The 1,808-nt window shown below is 75.4% G+C and carries 2 protein-coding genes; both read left to right on the plus strand.

From position 1 onward, the window contains the following. Positions 1–31 precede the first annotated feature (31 nt). Positions 32–763 carry a ribonuclease III gene (gene rnc / locus ACFWH7_RS05110; RefSeq protein ID WP_378215398.1) on the plus strand — a complete coding sequence of 244 codons (732 nt, stop codon included), beginning with the start codon at positions 32–34 and terminating at the stop codon, positions 761–763. Continuing rightward, positions 756–1,709 (plus strand): bifunctional DNA-formamidopyrimidine glycosylase/DNA-(apurinic or apyrimidinic site) lyase, encoded by a 954-nt coding sequence (gene mutM / locus ACFWH7_RS05115; protein ID WP_378215372.1) that lies wholly within the window; start codon positions 756–758, stop codon positions 1,707–1,709. Before rnc ends, mutM begins: the two co-directional genes overlap by 8 nt. Positions 1,710–1,808 lie beyond the last annotated feature (99 nt).

A 1,808-nucleotide genomic window follows, 5' to 3' on the forward strand; every position in this document is an offset into this window, starting at 1 on the left:
CGCCGGGCCCCCCGCCCCCGCCCCCCGCTGGGTGGGGCGGGCCCCCCGGCCCCCCCCCCCCCCCCCGCTTCTCGTGCTTGCGCTCACGCACCGGTCGTTCGCGCACGAGAACGGCGGCATCCCCACGAACGAGCGTCTCGAGTTCCTCGGTGACACGGTCCTGGGCCTCGTCGTCACGGAGACCCTCTACCGCCGCCACCCCGACCTGTCGGAGGGCGAGCTCGCCAAGATGCGCGCCGCGACCGTCTCGCAGAAGTCGCTCGCCGCGATCGCTCGCCGGCTCGGGCTGGGGCAGTACGTGCTGCTCGGCAAGGGCGAGATCCGCACGCGCGGCAACGACAAGGACTCGATCCTGTCGGACACCGTCGAGGCGATCATCGGCGCGGTCTACCTGAGCCACGGGCTCGAGCCCGCGCGCGGCCTCGTGCTCCGGCTCGTGGAGCCGACGCTGTCGGCGGCCGCGGGGCTCGGAGCCGGGCTCGACTGGAAGACGTCGCTCCAGGAGGCCGCCGCCGCCGCGGGGCTGAGCGCGCCCTCCTACTCGAGCGACGCCGTCGGGCCGGACCACGCGCGCGTCTTCACCTCGTACGTGCACCTCGACGGGCGCCTCTACGGGACCGGCAGCGGGACCGCGAAGAAGTACGCCGAGCAGGAGGCCGCCGAGCGCGCCTACCGCGCCCTGGCGACCGAGCGGGCGGAGTCGCAGACGACCAAGGAGCACGCGACGGCGACGGCGGAGGCGGCCGAGGACGCCGGTGCCTGAGCTGCCCGAGGTCGAGACCGTCCGCGACGGTCTCGGCCGCCACGTCCTGGGCGCCCGGGTCGTCGACGTCGAGGTGCTGCGCGACTACAGCGTGCGACGCCACGACGGCGGCCCCGCGGACTTCCGGGACCAGCTCCTCGGCCAGCGCCTCGACGCGGCGGTACGCCGCGGCAAGTTCCTCTGGCTCCCGCTGACCCCGGCCGGGCCGACGGACGGGCCCGACGACGGCCCCGCGGCCGCGCTGCTCGCGCACCTCGGGATGTCGGGCCAGCTCCTCGTGCGCTCGGGGCCGGGCCTCGGCGAGCGGTCGCCCCACCTGCGCGTGCGGCTCGTGCTCGAGCCCGACGGCGCGGGCCCGGCGGGCGCGCTCGCGCTCGACTTCGTCGACCAGCGCACGTTCGGGCACCTGTCCGTCCAGGACCTCGTGCCCACGCCCGACGGCGCACCCGGCGGCCTCGGCTCGGACCTCGCGGCCGTGCCCGGTCCGGTCGCGCACATCGGCCGCGACCTGCTCGACCCCGCCCTGCGGCGCGACGACGTCGTCGACGCAATCCGCCGTCGGCGGACCGGGGTGAAGCGCGCGCTGCTCGACCAGACGGTCGTCTCCGGCGTCGGCAACATCTACGCCGACGAGGCGCTGTGGCGCGCCCGCCTGCACTTCGCGCGTGCCACCGACACGCTGCGCCGCCCGGAGGCGCACCGCCTGCTCGACGCCGCCGCCGAGGTGATGACCGAGGCGCTCGCGCAGGGCGGCACGAGCTTCGACGCGCTCTACGTCAACGTCAACGGGCAGTCCGGCTACTTCTCGCGGTCGCTCGCGGTGTACGGGCAGGAGGGCGAGCCGTGCCCGCGCTGCGGGACGCCGGTGCGCCGCGACGAGTTCATGAACCGCTCGTCGTACACGTGCCCGCGCTGCCAGCCACGCCCGCGCAACGGCCGCTGGTGACCCGCTCCCAACCCGCGGGTTTGGGGGGTTTTATATTTGTGGGGGGTGTGTGGCGGAGACGGAGTATTAATTATCATCGCGGCGCGGGGGCGGGGGGGT

The sequence above is a fragment of the Cellulosimicrobium cellulans genome (assembly GCF_042723955.1).
GTDB lineage: Bacteria > Actinomycetota > Actinomycetes > Actinomycetales > Cellulomonadaceae > Cellulosimicrobium > Cellulosimicrobium cellulans_H.